The organism is Microbulbifer maximicatervae (SeqCode) (genome assembly GCF_052467385.1).
This window is the reverse complement of record NZ_CP174311.1, coordinates 1,721,450-1,743,476: the sequence shown is the minus strand read 5'-3', so window position 1 is coordinate 1,743,476 and position 22,027 is coordinate 1,721,450. Positions and strand designations below refer to the sequence as shown.

Below are 22,027 nucleotides of genomic sequence, written 5' to 3'. Positions count from 1 at the left end.
GTTATGCGCGCGTACTTTTATAAGTAGATACAACCTCATCTAGACTCCAATTATTCGTGGCCCAAATAGTGTAAGCCATCCAAGTAAACTGCCAATGAGTATTATTACCATGATTAAGCTGTGAAGAAACTTCAGCACGTATTGCTTGTGCTGTGATATTACTTCCTGGAAACCTATCCCGGCAATTGACACCACAGTTTACCATTAACAAGTAGCTATATGGATTGAGCTTTCTGAGCCTAGGTTTCCCCACTTCCCTTGCCGCAATCCATATTTCATTTTTTTCGTCTTGCGTCAGATTCAAATCAACAGGCTTACCTAGTCCATCAATTTGTGACAATCCCCACCAATACATAAACATTGGGGACATCAAAAACAAAATTATAATTAAGGCGAAAGTAATTAGTAGCTTTTTAACCATGAATTTCTAATACCTCATAACGCCGCCGGCAAAAGCGAGCAATTAGTTTCGAGTCCAGCGTACATAGTGTGCGATTTTGGCTAGCCTTGTTAAGCTTTTGCTCTCCGAAGCTGAATAAGCGCTATAACACCTGAAGAAATGGGCCATAAGATAAGCAAGAATAATAATATTACTTGCAGCCATGGAAAAGAGACATTTACCTCTTGGTGTAGCCCTCCCGGAGGTCCTTGATAGTGGCCTACATATATTCCTGCGTATCCTGTTGCGACAGCTAAGAATCCGCAAGCAATAAGAGCCACAGATACACTTCGACGCTTTCTATTTTCGTATGTTTTTTTGAAGGCTGCCAAAATTAGACCTAGAATACCAAACAACGAAAAGATCCCAGTGAGAAGTAGCAGCATCCATATTCCATTCTTTGGGCCAAACCCTGCTATCAGAATTGACCATAAATAGAGTACAACTGGAATCGCAGGAATAGCCGAAAGCCCTATTAGTATATTAGTCATTTTTCATACTGGTCTTGCCCACAAAAAGTAGACACTCTAACTATGCGTATTTTCGCTCATACTCTGCTGGACTTACATAGCCCAATGCAGAGTGCCTACGAACCCTATTGTAGAAAATCTCAATGTATTCAAACACCTCAGATTTTGCTTGCTCTTCGCTTTCGAATGTTCCGGCATAGACCAGCTCGACTTTTAGCCTGCTAAAGAATGATTCCATTGCCGCATTATCCCAACAGTTAGCCTGGCGACTCATACTCGGCTTGCACTTGCTTTCGGACAAGAGATCCTGGTATTTCTGCGATCGATATTGCACACCCCTGTCAGAGTGAACTAGCAGTCCAGGCTTTATTGGTCGTCGCTCTAGGGCCATTTTCAATGCTCGACGTGTCAATTCATCGGTCATCTGCGAGTCGAATGCCCAACCTACAATACGTCGAGAGTACAGATCCATAACTACCGCGAGGTATAGCCACCTATCCAGAACCCAGATATACGTAATGTCACTGGTCCAGCGGCAATTTGGTCGATCCACATCAAAGCAACGCTTAAGTAAGTTGGCGGAGACGTTAATGCTCCCCTCCACGGGCTGACTATATCGAAAGCCTTTGCCGTTTCTCGCTTTAATATGTTCCTGTTGCATAAGCTTAGCGACGTAGTTCCGCGAGCATGGCTCACCTAACTCTTGAAGCTCGCAAGCAATTCTAGGCGCGCCATAACGACCTTTAAACTCAGCAAACGTCTCTCGGATTTTCTCGATTGTTCGTATCTCTCTAATCGTGCGAGCAGATGGCAATCGCCCCCGCCATCGATAATAACCCGATCTTGAGACTTCTAAACACCGACACATCAAGCTAACCGGGAATGACCCTACATGCTCTTGTATCAATGCGTACTTTACTCTTGGTGGTTCGCAAAGTACGCAGCTGCCTTTTTTAGAAACTCAACCTCCTGACGAGCTTCATGCAGCTCCTTCTTGAGTTTGCGAACTTCAGCGCTTTCCTGTTTGGAATAGTCGACACCGTCTAAACTATTGAACTGCTTATCAGACAGTCGATTAAATTGACGACGCCAGTTGTAGATCTGCTGTGCGCTGACGCCTAGCTCTCGCGCCACAGAAGCCGTTGTTGCTCCAGGCTTTTCCGCTCTCTTAACTGCTTCTCTGCGGAACTCCTCCGTATACGCCTGAGTTCTTTTCTTACCCATGATACACCTCCGTGTTAGGCCTAAACCTAACTATACAGGGTGTCTACTAAACGTGGGTAAGTCTTATACTTAGCGCCCACAGCAGAGGCCTGAGCCTCACTGCCTGTGATTGCTATGTCCTAACCAGCGAGCTAAAAGTGCCAGTAATAAAGAAACTGCCCACGCGGGCCATGCCCCTTCTACCGTACGGATTAATGCGACAATACCTTGAGAATCAACCATATCTGTGCCGAGACCATCTCTCAAGAAGTAGCTAATTGTGGCCCCTAACAGGAAGATCAAACCTGAGAGAAAATACGTTATCCTTCTTCCGATTATCTTCGCTTTCATTTTCGTTGTATTTCTATTTGCAGTTTTCGAAGGACATAACGCCTTTAGCAGGGCGCGCTTTGGCGCGTCCTCTGGCTGGCCTTGTATGGTTGTTCTTGATCGATTCTGATGTTGAAAATCCTTTTCGCTAACGGGTAAATTGAGACCCACCTTCGGCGGCCACCGAAGGCCTTGTTTATCACAGTTCGCTGCCTGGCCGGTTCGTAAAAGACCGATAACAAGTATGAACGCGATAAGCACTCACTAGGCATAACTCGGATAGTCATGTGGGCCTCGAGCCCGAATAGCAAGGCGGAGATAGCTTATCTTATGGAACCTCAAGAGATCAATGTCGGTATCGATACCAGCAGTAAACAACTCGATATTTATGTGAGACCTACTGGCCAATTCTTTAGTGTTGCCAATGATAAAAATGGCATTAAGGATGCCATTAAACAATTACAACCTCTTAAACCTCAAAGAGTATTAATAGAGTCTACAGGAAGACTTGAATTAGAGTTTGTTTGCGCCGCTGATAAAGCAGGATTACCTGTTGTTGTTTGCAACCCTTCACAGATAAGAAGCTTCGCTAAATCCACAGGGCGCCTCGCCAAAACTGACAAGCTAGATGCAATAGATATTGCACATTTTGGTGAGGCCATGAAGCCAAGGCTGTCGGTGCTAAAGCCAGAAAAGCTTAGGGAGATCAGTGACTTACTGGCGGTAAGAAGTCAGTGTTTAGAGATGAGTACAATGCAAAAGAATCGGCTTCAGAGAATGCCGAAATCAGTACACAAACCTATACGGACCATTCTAAACACCATCAAGAAAGAGCTACAAGGTATCGACAAGCAACTAGATAAACTGGTTAACAGTGTGTCTGAGTGGCAGCAAAGGCGCGACTTATTGTTGAGTGCTAAAGGGGTCGGAAATGTATTGGCTTATACGTTGATGAGTGAACTTCCCGAGCTAGGAAAATTGAACCGTAAAGAAATCGCTGCACTTGTCGGTATCGCCCCGATGAACCGTGATAGCGGCAGCTTCCAGGGAAAGAGATATATTCGGGGTGGAAGGCATCGTGTACGAACGGTTTTGTTTGTTTCCATCATGTCGGCCATACAGCATCATCCCAAACTAAAGCCGATGTACAAGCGATTAGTCGACGCTGGCAAACCTAAAAAGGTCGCTCTGATTGCCTGCATGAGAAAGCAGATTACGATACTGAATACGATGGTGAAAAATAACACCTACTGGGATGAAAGTATGGCTTAATAACTTGACGAACAACCATAGTCACTTGTTAGGAGCCGCTGGCACGATTTTGCATTTGTTTACGAACACGTTCATGCATTTGCTCAAAATTACGTAACCATTGCTCGAAAATATCTCGATCTCCAGCTGTGATTCCTGTTGCTTGTAAATAGATAGCGCCATTTTCCTCGATTACTTCTTGGATCACAACAGCGGGATGGGCGGGGTGTTCTGGTAGAGTAAAATAATAAGTTGTTCGCTCGCTAGGGACGGCTATCTTTTTATAGCTGTACTCTTCAGTGATAGAGATCCCGGGCTTTGACATAGCTTCTTTGTATGCGCTATCAATACCGTCTTGAGTGACACCAATATATTCAATTGAGTGAGCAAATTGAGTGAGAAAGAATACCGACAAAAATAGAATTACTCTCATTTCTCTGTTGAGCTCCTAACGCCTTTATAACCGGCAGCCGAACCGTAGATTTGGCAGTCCAGCCACGCAGTGGCAATGGTTGATAAACTTGTTAAATGTTTTTGGCACAAAGCCACCTTATTATAAAAAAGCCACCAACTGAAACAGCTATGGTAAGTGCTAAAATTAGCCCTCCCGGATTTAAGAGGCCTACAACTTCAGCCAATACTACCAAGAGAACCACCAAGAGAACTTGCTCTACGAGTGTAGCTATCACTAGTTTTGACTTTATTGGGAACCCCTTTCTCCTAAAGCTATAAATTGCTGGCCCCCATAAAATCGAAAACCAGCAAAGAAGCGAGGCTAAAACAATAAAAATGCCCATTGTCTCAATCCCTAAAATCATTTAGACATTTAACGGTGGCGTTCGTTTGGTTGGGTAGCTGGAGGAAGGACGACGCCCTTACTCCGGTGCAACGCGTTGTTATCTGGCTGTTGCCTTTTCCATTGATTGAACGCGTCCGTTAGCTGCGCAGACATCTCTATTCAAGATACTCCATTCTCCAACGTGCCGGGCCGATAACTTGGGTGACGGCTTTGGCCCCAGCCGAAGCGCCGCTAAAGCTGCCGATAAATGGGATGGCGCAATCAAAAGTTAAAAGCCAGCCAGCATCGGGCGTGGGGCAGGCAAGATATACTTTGAACGTCCCGCCCGAAGGAATACGGAAGTGCACAAGCAAACCGCTGCCGCAGAGAAGTTGTACCACGTCATCGACAGGCGTCCCGTCGGCGCTAATGTTCACATGCATTCGGTCAAAACGCGAAAAGTCCTCACCTTCCTGTGCGACATACAGTTGCGGATAGGAAACGCCATGGGTCTCGTCCAGTGTGGCCAGCTCTCCGCCTCCGGGAATATGGGGCTCGCGTCCCGCCTGGGCGATGATTTCCAGTAAACGTTCACGAGATAGCAGAAAGTGTGGCATCACTTCCGCGACACGCTCCGTCGAAGGTTCGGGATCGGCCAAAAAGGCCTTAAGGTCGTTGGAGAGGCCCGACCAATCCTGCGCCCAAATCCGGGCGCCGATCGGCGCCAGCGCTGTGTTGATTTCGTCGAGTGCATACAAATCAGCTTGCTCGCCGTCGCTTTCTAACCGGATCCCGCTGTCGAGTTTCATTTGAGTCTCGGTCGATTAATGCCCCACTGGTTCAACTTCACGCCAGATAACGCCGCCATAAAACGCGCGACGATAGGAGCGTCGTAGGCCGCGCATTTTGCGGCCGGCTTTTAATGGCCTTATTATGCATTTATCCACCCATGTTCTGGATGATTTTTTTGTTTAACTCTTGAAATGACCTTACAAGATCATCACAAGCTGCCTTTGATGCCCCACAGCGTGCCGACATTTCTATATAGATAGCACCATCGCGTTCAATTACTCGTCGCTCCACATACGCTGGATGCGCAGGATGATTTGCTGGAGTAAAACTGTATATCACGCCATCTTGAGAACTAGCGATAGTCCACCCGCCCTGCTCGTAGACATTAAAAGATTTATCGCCTTTTAACTCACTTAATTTTTCACCGACACTCTGACCTTCTTTGTTATGACCAGCTTATCCAAGACCCTCACCATAGACGATACCTGGAAGCAGGCTAATCATTAGTAGAGAAAGTAGGTATTTCATTCTGGGCACTCTTTTGATTGCATAACGCCGCCAACACGGGCCGAAATGGAGCAGCGAAGCTGCGGAATGTAGGTCCAGCCAGCTTTGCTGGCGGTCGTGCTTGGCTTTGTATGGTTGTTCTTGCCCGATTCTGATGTTGAAAATCCTTTTCGTTAACGGGTAAATTGAGACCCACCTTCGGCGGCCACCGAAGGCCTTGTTTATCACAGTTCGCTGCTTGGCTGGTTCGTAAAAGACCGATAACAAGTATGAACGTGATAAGCACTCACTAGGCATAACTCGGATAGTCATGTGGGCCTCGAGCCCGAATAGCAAGGCGGAGATAGCTTATCTTATGGAACCTCAAGAGATCAATGTCGGTATCGATACCAGCAGTAAACAACTCGATATTTATGTGAGACCTACTGGCCAGTTCTTTAGTGTTGCCAATGATAAAAATGGCATTAAAGATGCCATTAAACAACTACAACCTCTTAAACCTCAAAGAGTATTAATAGAGTCTACGGGAAGGCTCGAGTTAGAGTTTGTTTGCGCCGCCGACAAAGCCGGATTACCTATTGTTGTTTGCAGTCCTTCGCAGATAAGGAGCTTCGCTAAATCTGCAGGGCGCCTCGCCAAAACTGACAAGCTAGATGCAATGGATATTGCACATTTTGGTGAGGCCATGAAGCCAGGGCTGTCGGTGCTAAAACCAGAAAAGCTTAGGGAGATCAGTGACTTACTGGCTGTAAGAAGTCAGTGTTTAGAGATGAGTACAATGCAAAAGAATCGGCTTCAGAGGATGCCGAAATCAGTACACAAACCTATCCAGACCATTCTAAACACCATCAAGAAAGAGTTACAAGGTATCGACAAGCAACTGGAAAAACTGGTTAACAGTGTGTCCGAGTGGCGGCAAAGGCGTGACCTATTGTTGAGTGCCAAAGGGGTCGGAAATGTATTGGCCTATACGTTAATGAGTGAACTTCCTGAGCTAGGACAATTGAACCGTAAAGAAATCGCTGCACTTGTCGGTATCGCCCCGATGAACCGTGATAGCGGCAACTTCCAGGGAAAGAGATATATTCGAGGCGGAAGGCATCGTGTACGTACGGTTCTATTTGTTTCCATCATGTCGGCCATACAACATCATCCCAAACTAAAGCCGATGTATAAGCGATTAGTCGACGCTGGCAAACCTAAAAAGGTCGCTCTGATTGCCTGCATGAGAAAGCAGATTACGATCCTGAATACGATGGTAAAAAATAATACCTACTGGGATGAAAGTATGGCTTAATAACTTGACGAACAACCATAGTCACTTGTTAAGTGCATTACTTGCAGCGCCTGCGATTTAAAAAGATACCCCAACACAAACCGACCGCCATAAGGGCTGCAGATCCATATGCTGCGACAATATACGGTATACCTTGCTCTTTGATTATTGCTGGGCCTATATGTGGATTATCAAAAGTAGCGTAAGACGCATAAGAAAAAAAAGCTACCACCAGAAAACCTAAAACACTTGCCCAGATAAAACGCCAAATTAAGAACATTAGTATTATTGCGCCGACTGCACCCTGAGCCCACATTACAGGAATAGAGGTCATCTTATCTGATACCTCAGCCAGCGCTGGTAAAGGGAATAAGGACAGTAGTGGCACGATGTATTTCATGATGCGGACACTTAACGTCTAAAGCAGCGGCTGCGGTTTTCGCAGTCCGATGCCTTTACTTGTTAGGTGATATGCTATCAGAAAATGTGCCAATATAAATGCTACCAATAAAGTGAAATCACCATGTTTTACAGATTCTATTAATGGCACATCCAGGTTTGCTAAGAACAACATAAAATCAAAGAATAAGACACTAAAGGTGCAAGACAAAAACATTCCTTTTCTGCGCAGCCCAGAGATTAAACTAACGAGGAAAATCATTAACCCAAGACAGACTAAGAAGCTACTATCACTTCCACTACTCAGAAGCTCATTGCTAAAAATGACTCTTCTTTCAACTTGCACCAGTAAGCCGCCAAAATAAACGTGCAAGCCGCCACATATTAATAATGCAATTGACAAAATTATAGTAATAAGTCGATCCACGATTTCACCTAACGCCCAGCACACCGGCCGACTGAAGCGCAGCGGAAGGAGGTCCAGGCCAAAGGCCGAGGGTGCTGCTGCTTGTATGGTTGTTCTTGCCTGATTCTGATGTTGAAAATCCTTTTCGCAAACGGGTAAATTGAGACCCACCTTCGGCGGCCACCGAAGGCCTTGTTTGTCACAGTTCGTTGCTGCGCCGGTTTATAAAGACCGTTAACAAGTAGGAGCGTGACAGACACTCACTAGGCATAACTCGGATAGTCATGTTGGCCTCGAGCCCGAATAGCAAGGCGGAGATAGCTTATCTTATGGAACCTCAAGAGATCAATGTCGGTATCGATACCAGCAGTAAACAACTCGATATTTATGTGAGACCTACTGGCCAATTTTTTAGTGTTGCCAATGATAAAAATGGCATTAAGGATGCCATTAAACAATTACAATCTCTTAAACCTCAAAGAGTATTAATAGAGTCTACAGGAAGACTCGAATTAGAGTTTGTTTGCGCCGCTGACAAAGCAGGATTACCTGTTGTTGTTTGCAACCCTTCACAGATAAGAAGCTTCGCCAAATCCGCAGGGCGCCTCGCCAAAACTGACAAGCTAGATGCAATGGATATTGCACATTTTGGTGAGGCCATGAAGCCAAGACTATCGGAGCTAAAGCCAGAAAAACTTAGGGAGATCAGTGACTTACTGGCGGTAAGAAGTCAATGTTTAGAGATGAGCACAATGCAAAAGAATCGGCTTCAGAGGATGCCTAAATCAGTGCACAAACCTATACAGGCCATTCTAAACACCATCAAGAAAGAGTTACAAGGTATCGACAAGCAACTGGATAAACTGGTTAACAGTGTGTCTGAGTGGCGGCAAAGGCGGGACCTATTGTTGAGCGCTAAAGGGGTTGGAAATGTGTTGGCTTATACATTGATGAGTGAACTTCCCGAGCTAGGAAAATTGAACCGTAAAGAAATCGCTGCACTTGTCGGTATCGCCCCGATGAACCGTGATAGCGGCAGCTTCCAGGGAAAGAGATATATTCGGGGTGGAAGGCATCGTGTACGAACGGTTTTGTTTGTTTCCATCATGTCGGCCATACAGCATCATCCCAAACTAAAGCCGATGTACAAGCGATTAGTCGACGCTGGCAAACCTAAAAAGGTCGCTCTGATTGCCTGCATGAGAAAGCAGATTACGATCCTGAATACGATGGTGAAAAATAACACCTACTGGGATGAAAGTATGCCTTAAAAACTTGACGAGCAACCATAGTCACTTGTTAACTGTTTGTACCAAAACCATAACCATATAACTCCGGAAAAAGAATCCCAAAACCAATTAAAACCAGAACAACGACCAAACCAATACAGATTGCTTTAGCTGGATGCAACTCTTTGCCATCTGGATTATCGATAGCGCCCGGCATGTTTTCTGGCATATGGATTATTTCACCAAACATACCCAAACCAGCAACAATGATAAGAGACAGATATAAGCTCGCCCCGAAGAAGAACGATATAGCAATGACGAACGCTGCAGCCAGTATAGTTCTTATTGCAATTCCTTTAGCTTTACTCATGGCTCAGTGAATACAGTTAACGCTAAGCTTTGGGGCGGACTGCGCAGCAGGCCGTCCCAGCAGCCGAAGGCTGCGACAACAGCGCCTTGTTAAACGTTTCAGCGCTCATAATAGCGCCGCAACAATTAAGGTTGTAAATATAAATACCATAGGCGCCACGCCCGCTAAACCCCAGCCATATTTTTGAGCGATAGAGTTATTTTTGGCTGCTTTACCTTTGCTAATGGCAATGCAACCTGCAATTAGTGAAACTGTAGAAATACCTATAAGCCAAAACGGCCCAGTAACAGCCGCCCAAAAAGCTGCGGTGTTTAGAGCAGGAATAATTGCATGCTCAGGAAGCTCTCCCCTACCTAAAACCACTGTTACCACTAAAAATAACATGGTGGACCAGCTTATTGATACTACAGTTCTTTCCATATTTACGTTTAACGAAAATAGATATGCGGAACCGTTAAGAAAGTTGGCAGTGCCTTTGTGCAAGCAAAGGGAATGACAACTTTTAGGTTTCCGCATAATCGGGTTGTTATTTGTTGCTCGTGGCACTGTGTACAAATCCACTACAAATATCTTTCTTTTATTGTCTACCACGATTCGGAGAGAGAAACTAGCAGCACTAGGTTCGCGGCCTTGCTTCGAAGCGGCTGCGCCGTCCGCATTAACTTCGTTATGCGAGCGTCGCTGAAGCTTCGAAGCTTACATGAAGGTCGAACCGTTGGCTATGGGCTTTCCCGCCAATACTGTTTTTTTATACAGCAACCTAATAATTACCTGCTATTCTTTATTGAACCCCCGCAAAACTGGAGCGAGCGACCAATAACATTTATATAGTGGTCATCATGATCACTTTTATCTTGACTACTATTTCTGAGACAAATTTAGGCCAACACACCGTCTTCTTCCACTAAATCAATAGATTATGCTCACTTGGCACCAACGCCCCATCTAGAAAAATGATCAATTTGAGCACTTTCCCCATTTTTAACCGATCTTTTAAGCCAATGATTTTAAAGAATTTTCCTGCATGTTTGAGCAACTCAAAAAAATAACAATCACAATGATCATAAATCCTGTGCTGACCTACCCACTCAGGCTATACATCCACCAACGCCCGCCAAACCACCCCATCATCACCCAACCGCTTGCGCACCCTATACTCCATACCACCAAGGGTAATCACCACCTCCGAGTTATAAGCCCCTACCTCACTCACCAGCAGACTCAACTCAATAGGCGGCACCGCACACGCTCATCTTCCTCGAATTCGTCAACCTCCTGATCTTTTATCACGCGGCAGTCGATAGGCTCACCGCCGCTACCATCATCATAGGTAGCGGCTTTGCCCCATTTGCGAAACGCGCGCTCGTCGGCTCTCTGATCCAGATCCATGGTTCACCTAGGATTTAACGGTGCCCGGTACGCCGGTGAATTTAACCGTCAGGCTAGTAACGCTGGAACCCGCATCCTCTGCGGCGAAAGCGATTGCTCCAGTAATATCGCTAGTAGCTGCAGTGGCTGTGTTGTTATCAAACGATTTAGAGAAAACCACCCAGGTGAGAGTTTCGCCCTGGTTGATCTCTGCGGCGGATACCTTGGGCACGTTGAATACACCATCAATAGCAATCACACCGGGCTCACCCACGGAGATATCATCCATTGCTACACCCAGTACTGCACCGACCGGCACGACCTGGCCAGAGGTAATATCCGCGCTGGTGCTATTGGTGTAATCCAGCATGCGTCCGTCTTGCACAAAGTTAGTAGCCATTCTCTTTCTCTCGATTGGGTTAATAGCTGAAAGTAAAAAGGCCGCGCGATGCGGCCTCTTCAATGAACGTTGTTAGAGCTAGCGATTAGCTGGCTTTTGGTGTCTTCACCATGCCTTTGGGGTCCCAGGCTTTGGCAGCCGCATCCAGGCGCACTTTGAAATCTACCCCATCGACACTCCAGCCTTTTTGCTCTTGTAGGACCGAGGCTTGCTGCCCATCGAAGTAGAGCACTTCGGCAATATTACGCAAAAGAGATAGAGGCCGCCTTTGGCCAAGCAGTTCCGGACTCCATCACATCACCTGTGATTCAAATGTATATGGATACACGCGGGCAGCAATACCCTACCGCAGCAAACAGGGAGCGCACATTTCTCAGTATTATTTTTCGATGGGGAAAGGCTCGCGGGCTCGTATCAATCGAAGACCCAGCCAGGGCGGTCAAGCCAATCAAGGAAAAGCAGGCTGGGCGGTATGTCGAAGATTCCGAATATTTAGCTTTCTATAACTGGCTAGAGTCCAAGGGGCATACTGCCCACGCGGCCGCAATGGAGATTGCCTATCTTTGCGCCGCTCGCCAGCAAGATGTTCTCGCACTGAAGCGGCAAGATATCACCGAAGAAGGTTTATTGATTTGCCAACAAAAGACCGGCAAGAAGCAACTGAAGCTTTGGACTGACCGATTGCACGATGCCGTTGAGCTGGCACTTAAAAGCAACACCACTTCCAGGTCGCAAAGCATGTATCTAATTCGCGGCCGAACTGGTCAGCGCTTCACCCGAGACGGATTCAACACCACCTGGAGCAGAGAGCAAAGAGCTGCCAATGAGGCCGGCGCCCTACCCGCCCGCTTCCGATTTCATGATTTAAAGATTAAAGGTATCTCAGATTTCGAAGGCGACAAGCAGGAATTCAGCGGGCACAAGACTCGCAGCATGATGGAGCGCTACAACCACACCGCCGATAAAGTTGTTTCTCTTAACAAGGCGAGAATCAAGGGAAAGGAAGATACGCCAAAGGACACTGGATGAATGTCCAATCGGAGGGGCTGAAAAAATCGATTGTGGTAAAAATTACCCCCTCGAATTACCCCTCAAAGGCCCAAAACTAAAAAACCCCGCACTCGGCGGGGTTTTAAGTCCTTGATAAACAAGGAAGAATCTGGGGTGGCCGACGGGGATCGAACCCGCGACCTCAGGAGCCACAATCCTGTGCTCTACCAACTGAGCTACGGCCACCATAAAAGTGATATACTTCAGCACCTTGTGGCAGTACTGATTACCGGATACCTCTTGCAGCCAATCTGACTTCAGACTAAGTCCTTTTTGCCAAACCAGCACCATCTTATAAAGATGGCACGCCCGGCAGGACTCGAACCTGCGACCATCCGCTTAGAAGGCGGATGCTCTATCCAGCTGAGCTACGGGCGCAAGGTGAACCCGGAAAATTGGTCGGGGCAGAGGGATTCGAACCCCCGACATCCTGCTCCCAAAGCAGGCGCGCTACCAGACTGCGCTATGCCCCGTTTTTCCAATCATTCGCACCTCTTTGACCCTGTTAACCGCCCCGTAGGTGGTTGCGTAAGTCGCTGTAGCTGCGAAGTGCGTGCATAGTAATGATACCCCCGGCCCATGTCAACGCTTCTAAGCTATTATTTTTAAAGAAGTTTATCCTTTTGCCTATCTGGGCCCAGAAGTGGCGAAATTATTTCCAACCTGTGCGAAAATGGCGCACTTCGCGAATCCGACCGGATAAAAAGTAAGCGTTTTTAAAAATCGCCGGCTTCCGCCCTTCTATATAAAGTAGGTGCTGAAGCAGATTCCGGTCTATTAGCCATCGATTTTTTACTGTTAGAGATAGTATCTATGTCTGCACTGGTTCTGGACGGCAAGGCCCTGGCACAGAAAACTGAAGAGGAACTCTCGGCTCGGGTAGCCGTACTAAAGGAAAAGAGTGGTGGCCAAACGCCAATCCTGGCGACCATTCTGGTAGGTGATGACCCCGCCTCCGCCACTTACGTAAAGATGAAGGGCAATGCCTGCCGCCGAATCGGCATGGACTCCCTCCAGGTGGAACTGCCCTCCTCCACCACCACTGAGCAGCTGCTCGCTAAGATCGAAGAACTCAACACCAACCCCAACGTCCACGGCATTCTGCTCCAGCACCCGGTACCGGCGCAGATCGATGAGCGCGCTTGTTTTGATGCGATCAGCCTGGAGAAAGATGTAGACGGTGTAACCTGCCTGGGCTTTGGCCGTATGGCAATGGGTGAAGAGGCCTATGGCTGCGCGACTCCTAAAGGAATTATGCGCCTGCTGGAAGCCTACAATATTGAATTGGAAGGCAAGCACGCCGTAGTTGTGGGTCGCAGCCCCATTTTGGGTAAGCCGATGGCGGCCATGTTGTTGAATGCCAATGCCACCGTGACTATCTGCCACTCCCGCACCCAAGACCTGGCCGAGCATATCCGCCGCGCCGATATCGTAGTGGGCGCCGTGGGCAAGCCTGAGTTTATCAAGGCCGAGTGGATTAAGGATGGCGCTGTGGTTGTGGATGCCGGTTACCACCCCGGCGGTGTCGGCGATATCGAGCTGGGCCCACTGACCGAACGCGCTGCAGCTTACACCCCGGTACCCGGTGGCGTTGGTCCCATGACCATCAATACCCTGATCTATCAATCTGTCGATTCCGGTGAGCGTAAAATTGGCTAACCTGATTCGTCTGGATAAAGCGGTCAGCCAGGTCACCGACCTCTCCCGCACTGATGTAAAGCGCGCCGCCTGGGCGGGGCGCATTACCGTTAATGGTGAGGTGATCACCAATGCGGCCACCAAAATACAAGTCAGTGATGAGTTGTGCCTGGATGATGAGCCCCTGCACGAACCGGGGCCCCGCTACATTATGTTGAACAAGCCCCTGGGCTATGTCAGTGCCACCAAAGATGGCGAGCACCCCACGGTGCTGGACCTGATTGATGAGCCTAACAAGGAAAAGTTGCATATTGCCGGGCGCCTGGATATTGATACCACCGGCCTGGTGCTGCTTACCGATGACGGCCAGTGGTCCCACAAGGTGACCTCCCCCAACCATCATTGCGACAAGACCTACTACGCTCTGTTGGCCGAGAAAATTGAGGAAGATGCCGTGGCCAAGCTTGCCAAGGGTGTCTGGCTCAATAACGAAAAGAAGAGAACCAAGCCCGCCAAGCTGGAGATCCTCTTTGCCAACGAAGTGCGCATCACCATCGGTGAAGGGCGCTATCATCAGGTGAAGCGTATGTTTGCAGCCCTGGGCAACAAGGTATTGGAGTTGCACCGGGAAAAGATCGGCGAAATCATCTTGGATGAAGAACTTCAGGAAGGTGATTACCGCCTCCTGACCCCTGAAGAAATTGCCTCTATCAATTAAAAAAAGATATGTCAGCCCTTCTACATCAGGAACTTATCCAGGCCCCAGAGGAAACCCTGTGGATCGCCGATGAAAACAGCAAACCCCTCTTACACCAGGAGGGGTTTCATTTTGCCGGAGATTTAATCAGTAACCGCTGGGATATTGCCGAACTCGCCGAAAATACGGTGAAGCGGAGCTTCTTCAACGATTTCCACTTTGAAGAACTGGACCGCAAATACCGCCGTATTGTCTACGCCGTTTCAAAAGAAAAGGCCATAGTTCACCATATTATTGATTGTGCACCCCACTTCCTCGGTGAAGGTGGCGAGTTGGTTCTGCTGGGTGAAAAGCAAAGCGGAATCAAAAGCTACGCTGCGAAAGTAGCCGAGCGCCTGGGCACTGCCAAGCACCTGCAAAAAAACGGCAACGACTACCTGAGCAGTAATGTTGTCGCTCACGAGGACACCGGCAATCCAATCGGTGAGCTTCAGTACGCCCAGTTACAGAAGCTGCCCGAGCTTGGCGACCTCTACTCCAAGCCGGGATTGTTCGGCTGGAACAAAATCGATAAAGGCAGTGCCCTACTCGCCCAGCAATTAACGACGGAGTTGCCACAGGACGGTTCTCGTATTGTTGATCTCGGTTGTGGTTATGGCTACCTGAGTATGCAATTAGCCGCTTTGGGTAAATATCATTTTACCGCTACGGATAATAACGCCGCTGCTCTATTGGCCTGCCGCAAGAATTTTACCGAACAGGGAGTCGAAGGCATCGTTGTGCCCTCTGATGCAGGCTCTGAACTGGAAAGTGAAATCGCCGATCTGGTGCTGTGCAACCCACCTTTCCACCAGGGCTTTCAGGTGGAGGGAGATTTGACCGATCGCTTTCTGCAGCAGAGTGCTCGGATTCTCAAAGATTCCGGCGCTGCGATTTTTGTGGTGAATGAATTTATTCCCCTAGCGAAAAAAGGGCCCCGCTATTTTTCCCAGGTGGATTTAATCACCAAAGAGCAAGGATTTTGCGTATACCGACTGCGCCCCTAAGAGCTGGGGCGCAGGCCGGCAGCAGTCGCCTGGAAACAGGATTAAAGGCTAGTAATCGCGCAAATTAAACAAGTTCATCGACAGCGTATGCTCTTCCAACTCTTCGAGTTGTCGCAATCGTTCGAATGCATCCCGTGCCGATGGGGTTTCAGCGCCCTGGGCAAGATCCCGATATTGATCGGCCAGGTAGATCTCGATATCCATGGCCAACTTGGCAATCTGCTCCAAGTCTTCAATATCAATGCCGCGCAAGCGCTGCAAAAATTCTTTCTCTCGCCCTTCCGGGGCAAATTGCACCCAGGTATGTAGGGCTCCAGGGGGCAGGTCTTCATGGAAATTTTCCAGTGAGTGCTTCATGGAATCTTCCCGTCGTCGCAGCTGATCCAGCAGCAACTCGACCCGTTCATTGGTGGCAAGCTGCTCATACTCTTCGTACTGCAGCGCCAACTTGGCATGAAAATCCCTTCCTTCCTGAATCACTTCCTCAACAGTTTTGTACCGCATCAATCGATCCCGGCAGAACACTTCGCTCACCTTGAGTATAGTCACGAGGTGACAAAGGGCGCCAATGAATATCACTATTAAAGTGACAGGGATTTTAGGAGCCGGCCTCTGTGGGGGCTGTCGAGATTAGCGAAGCTGGCTCATGCGGAAATCCAGGCGCCGATTGGGGTTGGCGGGATTGATCTTTTCTGGGGCCCTGGCCGCCAGCTCACCTTTGCGCAGAGTTCTTCTGCTCACTGCCAGGATATGATTCTCATACTGGGGCATATAGGCCATCCAGGCACCGCCGAGTCGCTCACGCATAGCTTTATCGCGCCAAGCACTGTTCTGTAGCTCGGGCCTATCCCCGAAGTTGCTGACCAGCACGCCATCTTTATGAAGCAGGCGCATCAGACTGGAGCACCAGGACTTATCGGCGGGCACCGCTCGCTGCGCTACGCCTCCGCAGTGCCCAAATAAGTCGTCAATCACCAGGTCGAAAGTGCTGTGAGAGGGTCGCTTCAAGTGATCGCGCACAAAATCACAGGCATCCGCACACACCAGCTCAACATCGCGCACATCAAAGAAGCGACGGGCAATATCCAGGTGCACCGGGTCCAAATCTACGCCGACAATACGCTTAGCGGAGGTGAACGCCTGCAAAAGGCGAATCAGGGCACCGCCACCAACGCCGAGCACCAATACCGAATTCAAGCGCTCTTCAGGGAGGAAAAATGCCGGTAGCAGCAACAGCTCCCAAAGGGAGCCCTTGAGGGGATCGCGGGGATTCCACTGAGAATGGAAAACCCCATTGCTGTAGAGGCGCACACTGGCGCCATGGTTGCGCACCTGGTAGCAGGTATCGCCAACCTGCTTTTGCCAAAGCAGCGCCATCAGCTCGCCGGGAGGTCTGAGGACTTGAGCAATACCCGGGCAAAATCCTGTAGGCCCGCCAGGTCTTCCTCGCTAAAGCGCGCCACACTGGGGCTATCGATATCCAACACTCCCAGGCAACGACCCGCTTCGTCATAGAGCGGCACCACCACCTCTGAAGCTGACACGGCATCGCAGGCGATATGGCCGGGGAACTGATGCACATCCTCTACCAATTGGGATTCACCGGTCGAAACAGCAGTACCGCAAACACCGGCGCCCACTGGAATCCGGGTACAGGCAGGCTTGCCCTGGAAGGACCCCAAACGCAATTCATCACCGTAGAGGAAATAGAAACCGGCCCAGTTGATATCTTCCAACTCCATAAACAACAGCGCACTGGCATTGGCGGTGTTGGCCAGCCAGTCTCGCTCTCCAGAAAGCAATCCTTCCAGCTGCCCATTTAAGGTGGTGTAAAACTTGTTCAGCGACATACCTAACGCCCCTTGCCCACTTATAATTTCAAATCGTGTCAGCTAAAACTGGCAAACCCGCAAAACAGTATCCTGCGGGAGGCAGGTATTTTGCGGGCTTTGGCGAGGGAATCAATATGCTGCGTGCAAAATTACTGGTAGGGATCGACCACTGCGGGTTCTTCACCGGTCTCACCGCGATACTCATCGGCATCTACAGTTGGGCGAGACCACTCACTTTCATCATTGTTGCTACGAGTGTTCGACTGGATAGCCGGCGGCGCGCTGGTAACGTCTGATTGCATCAGGTTGCGCGACTTTTCGAAGCGGTCTTCCACTTTTGGCTTGGGCGCAACTTGTGCGGGATTGCCGCTACCTTCACGGCGAATACGGTTGGCCATAGCACTGAGATTAGGGCGGCGGCGTTCCGCAAGCTTCACGGTTTCCAACTCACTGTTCAGGCGGTTGATCTCCGCCTGTAAATCACCCATCTGCGCCTGAAGTTCAGTAATCTGGGTCAACACACCTTTTACTTTACGGCTTTCCTTTTCGTACATCACGGCGGCGCCGCCAAAGGCCAACGCAAAAATGACCAGGATGGAAAACTGACGCATAGCAAACTCCGGAAACTGCACTTGTTATTCTGAGGGGCATTTTTACAGCATATTTTTTCTATCTTCCGAGAAATTGCGCATAAAAAACAAGTTCAAACGCCTACTGACGCCTTGAAAGTCACCATTCCATAAAAACAAACAATTAAAATTTATCGAATAGCGACAAATTTAGACGGGTGTCCCTACCTCTCTCTAAACTCCCACAATAACTGACAAACTTGGCGATAGTGGAGATGAAGGCTAGCTACCCCCAAAACCATACCAGATTGAAATCCCAACAGGCAGGTCTATCCAGCCCGAGCGATTGAGCAACGGCTCAGTCATTCCAATAATAGGTCCACCTCAAACTAAGGATCCTATATTTTGTCACGACCCTTATAGCGCTGAGCTCGTTCACTAGCTGGCGCTGCATAGCAAATAAGCAGTTCAACCCACAAGGGCCAAGCAAATTGATAGATCCATGCGGACTGAGAAGCATGAAAAATAACCTGCCATCCAACCGTTTACTGTCTGATTAGCAGTTCAAATAACGACCACCTGCCCATCTAATCACAAATACAAGAACCCTGAGCGAGGCAGAAATTCACTCCAGGAAACAGTAACTAAACAAACATCAACGGCTATTGAAACGTTTCTTCTCGTATGGGGTTCAAATTATAAATCTGCCGAAACACCAGGTTGATAATGCAGTATTCCGTATCAATAAAATTTTAAATTACTGACGCCTGCAGAAACTCTTAGTCGGCAGGCGCGTGTCACTTATCTAGGCAATCTAAACTTATAGCCAACTGGCCTTCTCCGCTATCGCAAGTGTGTTGGTTATCGCGGGAATTTAGAAACCACCTCACAACTATAATGGATTGAATCTAATGAAATAAGGTATATTTTTTGGGTGATTCTTACCCCCCATGTATATTTTACAATAAAATAAATTAAGAGGTCTCTAAATAATTTCACGATATCTCTGCAGGCCTTTCAGAAGCCCCTTAAATGTTTTCTTCAAATTTAAATATTTTTGCTCCCAGGCACTAAGAATGGGCATTAATCAGAAAATCAATTATATTCCATTAAAGCAGACCAAATAATAATCTACAAAAATAACCTTTAGACCATAATATAAAAAAGTATGACCAATATTGATATCAACCCTTAAAAAAAATATTAAAGTTAACACCGAAAACCAAATTTAGCTTTGCTGACTTCTCACTAGACCGCAAGTTTAGTAAGTGCATAGTGAATTTATTTCAAAACATATCGCTGTACTTGTCACAAACATAGAAAGGTGTACTAAATCATGAGAAATTTAAAAAATAGGCTAAGGTTTTGCTTATTGACCTTAGCCATCTCTCATTTATCTTTTGCAGATGAAGTTCACACAAAAAATAATGCGTTAATATATCAAGGAGCAAAGCAACTATATGCATTTTGTCGCCTAGATATATATCCAAACACCTCCCAAGATGAGTGTAAAGAGCTATTTACAAAAAAGCAGGGGTATTTTGGTCAATACCATGGCAACTATGAATTTGTGGTAAATGCTACCCCATTTAAAGTTGATGGCTATGTGCATAGTTGGGCCTATCCGCATGGTGGCTGGGTGCCTAAATATAATGACAATTTGGTAGTTTTACCTGCAAAATCCTGTGTAATATTTAGTCATGATCAGGATGCATCTAGATTGTGTAGCCATAAGCCCTGGTGGGGAAGCGCCACTAGTGCAGTAGGGTATTATAGAGACATTGACCGTCTTGATTATTACAAAAATCTAGCCACACAAAAATTGCTACCTTACTTAGAGGATGAGCAATGGATGAGCGCAGTCTTTGGCGAAAACTATGATAAAAACATTGCTCAATCATTAGCAAATAATTTTAATTCCGGAAGTATGGATTGGTTTCCTGAGGTTGTCATTTTCGACCCATCAAAATCCAGTGCGAGTGTAAAAGGTGTACCTATAAAAGATATATCCACCGGTCAACCAGTAGAGCTTAGGGGAGCATACAAAGAAGGTACGATCTATTTTAGTAATAAATATATAAATAGCAAAGACCCAATAATAGAAGGAGAAATCATTTTTATTCAGGAACTCGCGCATCATATTGACGCCCTCGTAAATCCATACGGAAAGCATACAGGATCAGAGGGTGTACTTGCTGCGCAACTAATATATGAAGCTGCGCATGGCAATCCAGATCAGGAGCCTTATGTTACACCACTGAGTGACGAAGAGTATTCCAAGCTTAGGCAATATAGAGATCATTTCGATATAACCCTGGATGGAAAAATGATCTACGGTGCCGAACTCGGATTTTCGTATTCAGGCATAGCTATAGGGGCCGCTGCAGCAGTCGCATCGGTAGTAGCAATCGTTGCAACCGGGGGCGCAGCAACACCCGCCGTGTTAGAGGCCGATAGTGCATTGATCAGTGGTGAAATAGTAGTTACGGAAGGCATCGCTGAAGGTACGGCGATAGCGACTGAGGAGGGCTTAGCGGCACTGGAAGAAGCTGGCGCAGCAGCAACTGCTTCTGAAATAGCCCCAGCTGCTTCGGAGCTACTCGGCCAAACATTCACAGGTGCAGCAGCGGGTACTGAAGGAGCCCTTTCTTCTGAATTGATAGAGTCTGCACATGCCGCATTGGAAAGAGCTGGTTATCGGTTTGTTGGGTACCACGGAACAACAGCAAGTAATGCCGTCAGTATAGTCAACCAAGGAATAGAAGCTATTAGCGGTTTCCCCGAGGGGCAAGCGTGGCGAGGATTCTACTTTGCTGACAGTCCCGAGGTCGCAGCAGGCTATACCATAGATCAAGAAACAGCCTCTCTTAGCGGCGGGCAATTGCTTAGAGTCTACCTGCCCACAGCGGAAGCCAATGCTATGCAGAATATCGGTATTGCACTAGATCAAGGCGAAGCCATTACTGAAGTTGTCAACCTGTATGGGGAAGACGTTTGGGACGCTGGTGACTTTTTGATAAGAGGGGTCGAAACCACAGGGGAAGCAAGCACAGAAAGCATCATGGGGTTTAATCTGGCGAAGAGAGCGGTGGTAATCCCATCCAGTATTGAGGTACTCCAATCCGGATTTCAGGCCGGAATCAAGCAGCTTATAGAGTGGGAAATGGGAATTGCAGCCCCTGTCGGTGAAGGAAGCCTGCCATTGCCATAAGACAACCCAATTTAAGATATAGGGCTTGACCAGCAGGCTTTACCATAGCCTGCTGGTCTCTGTTAAATTATCTTTAATTCACTGGTCATCAGGCCTGTTTAGCCAAATTACACCCTAAAAGTAAGCTACGCTCAGGCTACCCAACTCAGGCAAGCCAAGTGCCACTTACGCATAAAGCACTCACCCTCCGCTGCTGAATATACCGGAGGGAGCGGGGAGCGAATAACAAGGCTACCGCCTTATTTCATCAGAACCCATGAGCACGGGCCCTTCATAACCCCCCTCCTCCTGAATTTCAGTTGGCAGTATGGGGCACAAGGATAAGAGGCCTTGTAAATGCCAGGAAGCAGGAAAAACCTGGCTCAAGAATTTGCAACCTTTTAAATTAATAGCGGCGCAGTCCTTGGGATGGGCGATTGAGCCACAGGCGCAGCTGTTCCTCGCTGGCATCCCGAAAAATCAATTGGGCTCCCTGCCACTCAGCAATACCCGGCCGCCTTTTCGGATTCGGTTTCACCGTAAAACACTGGTATTCCCGCGCAAAGTGCTGCAATTCATTCCACAGCTCCTGCTCGTCTTGATCGGGGTCCCTGAGGGGCTCCAACACTTCCAACCAGCGCTTACTGCCAGCGCGCAAATCCAGCCTGAAACTAATGCGGGCTTCCTTGCCGCGTTCCAGCTGGCTGTCCCGCCGATCCAGAATAAAATTCAGGATGCCGATTAACAACGGGTTTTCCTCTACCCAATAGGGCAATGTCTTTTCCAT

The 22,027-nt window shown here is 47.8% G+C and carries 26 protein-coding genes and 3 tRNA genes; 8 read left to right on the top strand and 21 right to left on the bottom strand.

Annotated elements, in window-relative coordinates:
* Nucleotide 1: 1 nt before the first annotated feature.
* From ACJJIR_RS07585 to ACJJIR_RS07575, 3 genes are all read right to left on the bottom strand, one after another.
* Nucleotides 2–421 carry a hypothetical protein gene (locus tag ACJJIR_RS07585; protein WP_444907873.1) on the bottom strand — a complete coding sequence of 140 codons (420 nt, stop codon included), beginning with the start codon at nt 419–421 and terminating at the stop codon, nt 2–4.
* 549 nt (nt 422–970) lie between these two features.
* Complete coding sequence (locus ACJJIR_RS07580; RefSeq protein WP_444905485.1) at nt 971–1,816, bottom strand: IS3 family transposase; 846 nt, start codon at nt 1,814–1,816, stop codon at nt 971–973.
* 8 nt (nt 1,817–1,824) lie between these two features.
* Nucleotides 1,825–2,133, bottom strand: coding sequence for a transposase (locus ACJJIR_RS07575; protein WP_444895975.1), 309 nt, complete (start codon nt 2,131–2,133; stop codon nt 1,825–1,827).
* A 639-nt stretch (nt 2,134–2,772) separates the two neighbouring features.
* Here ACJJIR_RS07575 and ACJJIR_RS07570 point away from each other — a divergent pair.
* Nucleotides 2,773–3,714, top strand: a complete 942-nt coding sequence (locus ACJJIR_RS07570; RefSeq protein ID WP_444907036.1) for an IS110 family RNA-guided transposase — start codon at nt 2,773–2,775, stop codon at nt 3,712–3,714.
* 28 nt (nt 3,715–3,742) lie between these two features.
* Here the strand turns inward: ACJJIR_RS07570 and ACJJIR_RS07565 are convergent, their stop codons facing one another.
* The 3 genes from ACJJIR_RS07565 to ACJJIR_RS07555 all read right to left on the bottom strand — a co-directional run bounded on the left by ACJJIR_RS07565 (nt 3,743) and on the right by ACJJIR_RS07555 (nt 5,280).
* Nucleotides 3,743–4,126 (bottom strand): hypothetical protein, encoded by a 384-nt coding sequence (locus tag ACJJIR_RS07565; RefSeq protein ID WP_444907872.1) that lies wholly within the window; start codon nt 4,124–4,126, stop codon nt 3,743–3,745.
* Nucleotides 4,127–4,217: 91 nt separating this feature from the next.
* Nucleotides 4,218–4,490, bottom strand: a complete 273-nt coding sequence (locus tag ACJJIR_RS07560) for a hypothetical protein (protein ID WP_444907871.1) — start codon at nt 4,488–4,490, stop codon at nt 4,218–4,220.
* Between the two features lie 157 nt (nt 4,491–4,647).
* Nucleotides 4,648–5,280, bottom strand: a complete 633-nt coding sequence (locus ACJJIR_RS07555) for a hypothetical protein (protein ID WP_444907870.1) — start codon at nt 5,278–5,280, stop codon at nt 4,648–4,650.
* 845 nt (nt 5,281–6,125) lie between these two features.
* On the opposite strand from ACJJIR_RS07555, the gene ACJJIR_RS07550 reads away from it, so the two are divergent.
* A complete protein-coding gene (locus ACJJIR_RS07550) occupies nt 6,126–7,067 on the top strand; it encodes an IS110 family RNA-guided transposase (protein WP_444907869.1) in 942 nt (313 codons plus the stop codon).
* Between the two features lie 37 nt (nt 7,068–7,104).
* On the opposite strand, the gene ACJJIR_RS07545 is transcribed toward ACJJIR_RS07550, so the two are convergent.
* Nucleotides 7,105–7,446 carry a hypothetical protein gene (locus tag ACJJIR_RS07545; protein WP_444907868.1) on the bottom strand — a complete coding sequence of 114 codons (342 nt, stop codon included), beginning with the start codon at nt 7,444–7,446 and terminating at the stop codon, nt 7,105–7,107.
* 18 nt (nt 7,447–7,464) lie between these two features.
* Complete coding sequence (locus ACJJIR_RS07540) at nt 7,465–8,022, bottom strand: hypothetical protein (protein WP_444907867.1); 558 nt, start codon at nt 8,020–8,022, stop codon at nt 7,465–7,467.
* 158 nt (nt 8,023–8,180) lie between these two features.
* Here ACJJIR_RS07540 and ACJJIR_RS07535 point away from each other — a divergent pair, with 158 nt between their 5' ends.
* Nucleotides 8,181–9,122 (top strand): IS110 family RNA-guided transposase, encoded by a 942-nt coding sequence (locus ACJJIR_RS07535; RefSeq protein WP_444907866.1) that lies wholly within the window; start codon nt 8,181–8,183, stop codon nt 9,120–9,122.
* Nucleotides 9,123–9,150: 28 nt separating this feature from the next.
* Here ACJJIR_RS07535 and ACJJIR_RS07530 read toward each other — a convergent pair whose 3' ends face one another.
* The 5 genes from ACJJIR_RS07530 to ACJJIR_RS07510 form a co-directional block, all read right to left on the bottom strand.
* Nucleotides 9,151–9,450: a hypothetical protein gene (locus tag ACJJIR_RS07530; RefSeq protein WP_444907865.1), complete on the bottom strand. Its 300-nt coding sequence runs from the start codon at nt 9,448–9,450 to the stop codon at nt 9,151–9,153.
* A 105-nt stretch (nt 9,451–9,555) separates the two neighbouring features.
* The gene (locus ACJJIR_RS07525; RefSeq protein WP_444907864.1) at nt 9,556–9,834 is read right to left on the bottom strand and encodes a hypothetical protein; all 279 of its coding nucleotides are present in this window, start codon (nt 9,832–9,834) and stop codon (nt 9,556–9,558) included.
* A gap of 837 nt (nt 9,835–10,671) precedes the next feature.
* On the bottom strand, nt 10,672–10,839 hold the full coding sequence (locus tag ACJJIR_RS07520) for a hypothetical protein (RefSeq protein ID WP_444907863.1): 168 nt from the start codon (nt 10,837–10,839) through the stop codon (nt 10,672–10,674).
* A gap of 7 nt (nt 10,840–10,846) precedes the next feature.
* The gene (locus ACJJIR_RS07515; RefSeq protein ID WP_444907862.1) at nt 10,847–11,218 is read right to left on the bottom strand and encodes a DUF2190 family protein; all 372 of its coding nucleotides are present in this window, start codon (nt 11,216–11,218) and stop codon (nt 10,847–10,849) included.
* A gap of 85 nt (nt 11,219–11,303) precedes the next feature.
* Nucleotides 11,304–11,468, bottom strand: a complete 165-nt coding sequence (locus ACJJIR_RS07510; protein WP_444907861.1) for a hypothetical protein — start codon at nt 11,466–11,468, stop codon at nt 11,304–11,306.
* A gap of 62 nt (nt 11,469–11,530) precedes the next feature.
* Between ACJJIR_RS07510 and ACJJIR_RS07505 the strand changes: the two genes are divergently transcribed.
* Nucleotides 11,531–12,247, top strand: a complete 717-nt coding sequence (locus ACJJIR_RS07505; RefSeq protein ID WP_444907860.1) for a tyrosine-type recombinase/integrase — start codon at nt 11,531–11,533, stop codon at nt 12,245–12,247.
* 131 nt (nt 12,248–12,378) lie between these two features.
* Here the strand turns inward: ACJJIR_RS07505 and ACJJIR_RS07500 are convergent.
* The 3 genes from ACJJIR_RS07500 to ACJJIR_RS07490 form a co-directional block, all read right to left on the bottom strand.
* A tRNA-His gene (locus ACJJIR_RS07500) sits at nt 12,379–12,454 on the bottom strand.
* A gap of 115 nt (nt 12,455–12,569) precedes the next feature.
* Nucleotides 12,570–12,646: transfer RNA gene (locus tag ACJJIR_RS07495), tRNA-Arg, on the bottom strand.
* Nucleotides 12,647–12,664: 18 nt separating this feature from the next.
* Nucleotides 12,665–12,741, bottom strand: a tRNA-Pro gene (locus tag ACJJIR_RS07490).
* Between the two features lie 340 nt (nt 12,742–13,081).
* Here ACJJIR_RS07490 and folD point away from each other — a divergent pair.
* The 3 genes from folD to ACJJIR_RS07475 are packed head-to-tail and all read left to right on the top strand — an operon-like array spanning nt 13,082 to nt 15,649.
* Nucleotides 13,082–13,927, top strand: a complete 846-nt coding sequence (folD, locus tag ACJJIR_RS07485) for a bifunctional methylenetetrahydrofolate dehydrogenase/methenyltetrahydrofolate cyclohydrolase FolD (protein ID WP_108733712.1) — start codon at nt 13,082–13,084, stop codon at nt 13,925–13,927.
* Nucleotides 13,920–14,624 (top strand): 16S rRNA pseudouridine(516) synthase RsuA, encoded by a 705-nt coding sequence (rsuA, locus tag ACJJIR_RS07480; protein WP_444907859.1) that lies wholly within the window; start codon nt 13,920–13,922, stop codon nt 14,622–14,624. Before folD ends, rsuA begins: the two co-directional genes overlap by 8 nt.
* Before the next feature lie 8 nt (nt 14,625–14,632).
* Entirely contained in the window at nt 14,633–15,649 is a 1,017-nt protein-coding gene (locus tag ACJJIR_RS07475) for a class I SAM-dependent methyltransferase (RefSeq protein ID WP_444907858.1), read from the top strand.
* 48 nt (nt 15,650–15,697) lie between these two features.
* Here the strand turns inward: ACJJIR_RS07475 and ACJJIR_RS07470 are convergent, their stop codons facing one another.
* The 4 genes from ACJJIR_RS07470 to ACJJIR_RS07455 all read right to left on the bottom strand — a co-directional run bounded on the left by ACJJIR_RS07470 (nt 15,698) and on the right by ACJJIR_RS07455 (nt 18,092).
* Complete coding sequence (locus ACJJIR_RS07470; RefSeq protein ID WP_444897768.1) at nt 15,698–16,153, bottom strand: hypothetical protein; 456 nt, start codon at nt 16,151–16,153, stop codon at nt 15,698–15,700.
* Between the two features lie 126 nt (nt 16,154–16,279).
* Nucleotides 16,280–17,026 (bottom strand): spermidine synthase, encoded by a 747-nt coding sequence (locus ACJJIR_RS07465; protein ID WP_444907857.1) that lies wholly within the window; start codon nt 17,024–17,026, stop codon nt 16,280–16,282.
* Nucleotides 17,026–17,499, bottom strand: a complete 474-nt coding sequence (msrC, locus tag ACJJIR_RS07460; protein WP_444907856.1) for a free L-methionine (R)-S-oxide reductase MsrC — start codon at nt 17,497–17,499, stop codon at nt 17,026–17,028. The genes ACJJIR_RS07465 and msrC overlap by 1 nt, the downstream gene beginning before the upstream one ends.
* 131 nt (nt 17,500–17,630) lie before the next feature.
* Nucleotides 17,631–18,092, bottom strand: a complete 462-nt coding sequence (locus ACJJIR_RS07455) for a 6TM ABC transporter family protein (protein ID WP_444897771.1) — start codon at nt 18,090–18,092, stop codon at nt 17,631–17,633.
* A gap of 1,294 nt (nt 18,093–19,386) precedes the next feature.
* On the opposite strand from ACJJIR_RS07455, the gene ACJJIR_RS07450 reads away from it, so the two are divergent.
* Nucleotides 19,387–21,261: a poly(ADP-ribose) polymerase family protein gene (locus ACJJIR_RS07450; protein WP_444907855.1), complete on the top strand. Its 1,875-nt coding sequence runs from the start codon at nt 19,387–19,389 to the stop codon at nt 21,259–21,261.
* A 385-nt stretch (nt 21,262–21,646) separates the two neighbouring features.
* Here ACJJIR_RS07450 and ACJJIR_RS07445 read toward each other — a convergent pair whose 3' ends face one another.
* The gene (locus ACJJIR_RS07445) at nt 21,647–22,027 is read right to left on the bottom strand and encodes a hypothetical protein (RefSeq protein WP_444907854.1); all 381 of its coding nucleotides are present in this window, start codon (nt 22,025–22,027) and stop codon (nt 21,647–21,649) included.

Coding starts and splice junctions, on each gene's coding strand:
- ACJJIR_RS07465 (WP_444907857.1), bottom strand. CDS start 17,026: ATGGCGCTGCTTTGGCAAAAGCAGGTTGGCGATACCTGCTACCAGGTG.
- ACJJIR_RS07575 (WP_444895975.1), bottom strand. CDS start 2,133: ATGGGTAAGAAAAGAACTCAGGCGTATACGGAGGAGTTCCGCAGAGAA.
- ACJJIR_RS07445 (WP_444907854.1), bottom strand. CDS start 22,027: ATGGAAAAGACATTGCCCTATTGGGTAGAGGAAAACCCGTTGTTAATC.
- ACJJIR_RS07545 (WP_444907868.1), bottom strand. CDS start 7,446: ATGAAATACATCGTGCCACTACTGTCCTTATTCCCTTTACCAGCGCTG.
- ACJJIR_RS07560 (WP_444907871.1), bottom strand. CDS start 4,490: ATGGGCATTTTTATTGTTTTAGCCTCGCTTCTTTGCTGGTTTTCGATT.
- ACJJIR_RS07565 (WP_444907872.1), bottom strand. CDS start 4,126: ATGAGAGTAATTCTATTTTTGTCGGTATTCTTTCTCACTCAATTTGCT.
- msrC (WP_444907856.1), bottom strand. CDS start 17,499: ATGTCGCTGAACAAGTTTTACACCACCTTAAATGGGCAGCTGGAAGGA.
- ACJJIR_RS07470 (WP_444897768.1), bottom strand. CDS start 16,153: ATGCGGTACAAAACTGTTGAGGAAGTGATTCAGGAAGGAAGGGATTTT.
- ACJJIR_RS07505 (WP_444907860.1), top strand. CDS start 11,531: ATGTATATGGATACACGCGGGCAGCAATACCCTACCGCAGCAAACAGG.
- ACJJIR_RS07525 (WP_444907864.1), bottom strand. CDS start 9,834: ATGTTATTTTTAGTGGTAACAGTGGTTTTAGGTAGGGGAGAGCTTCCT.
- ACJJIR_RS07530 (WP_444907865.1), bottom strand. CDS start 9,450: ATGAGTAAAGCTAAAGGAATTGCAATAAGAACTATACTGGCTGCAGCG.
- ACJJIR_RS07515 (WP_444907862.1), bottom strand. CDS start 11,218: ATGGCTACTAACTTTGTGCAAGACGGACGCATGCTGGATTACACCAAT.
- ACJJIR_RS07550 (WP_444907869.1), top strand. CDS start 6,126: ATGGAACCTCAAGAGATCAATGTCGGTATCGATACCAGCAGTAAACAA.
- ACJJIR_RS07450 (WP_444907855.1), top strand. CDS start 19,387: ATGAGAAATTTAAAAAATAGGCTAAGGTTTTGCTTATTGACCTTAGCC.
- ACJJIR_RS07535 (WP_444907866.1), top strand. CDS start 8,181: ATGGAACCTCAAGAGATCAATGTCGGTATCGATACCAGCAGTAAACAA.
- ACJJIR_RS07455 (WP_444897771.1), bottom strand. CDS start 18,092: ATGCGTCAGTTTTCCATCCTGGTCATTTTTGCGTTGGCCTTTGGCGGC.
- ACJJIR_RS07475 (WP_444907858.1), top strand. CDS start 14,633: ATGTCAGCCCTTCTACATCAGGAACTTATCCAGGCCCCAGAGGAAACC.
- ACJJIR_RS07555 (WP_444907870.1), bottom strand. CDS start 5,280: ATGAAACTCGACAGCGGGATCCGGTTAGAAAGCGACGGCGAGCAAGCT.
- folD (WP_108733712.1), top strand. CDS start 13,082: ATGTCTGCACTGGTTCTGGACGGCAAGGCCCTGGCACAGAAAACTGAA.
- ACJJIR_RS07520 (WP_444907863.1), bottom strand. CDS start 10,839: ATGGATCTGGATCAGAGAGCCGACGAGCGCGCGTTTCGCAAATGGGGC.
- ACJJIR_RS07585 (WP_444907873.1), bottom strand. CDS start 421: ATGGTTAAAAAGCTACTAATTACTTTCGCCTTAATTATAATTTTGTTT.
- ACJJIR_RS07570 (WP_444907036.1), top strand. CDS start 2,773: ATGGAACCTCAAGAGATCAATGTCGGTATCGATACCAGCAGTAAACAA.